This is a genomic window from Paenibacillus sp. UASWS1643 (assembly GCF_008693195.1).
Taxonomy (GTDB): domain Bacteria; phylum Bacillota; class Bacilli; order Paenibacillales; family Paenibacillaceae; genus Paenibacillus; species Paenibacillus amylolyticus_B.
This window is the reverse complement of the sequence record NZ_VXKZ01000021.1, coordinates 1-268: the sequence shown is the minus strand read 5'-3', so window position 1 is coordinate 268 and position 268 is coordinate 1. Positions and strand designations below refer to the sequence as shown.

Genomic DNA, 268 nt, shown 5'->3' with positions numbered 1-268 from the left:
TCCTTTGAGTTTCAACCTTGCGGTCGTACTCCCCAGGCGGAATACTTAATGCGTTAGCTGCGGCACTGAAGGGCGGAAACCCTCCAACACCTAGTATTCATCGTTTACGGCATGGACTACCAGGGTATCTAATCCTGTTCGCTACCCATGCTTTCGAGCCTCATCGTCAGTAAAATACCAGAAAGCATTCTTTTATATTTTTTTTATTCAATATATCTAAGCATTTCACCGATACACATGGAGTTCCACTTTCCTCTTCTGTACTCAA

The 268-nt window shown here is 43.7% G+C and carries 1 rRNA gene; it reads right to left on the bottom strand.

The window, feature by feature from the left end:
* A 16S ribosomal RNA gene (locus FE296_RS00095) occupies nt 1-268 on the bottom strand; the annotation flags it as partial.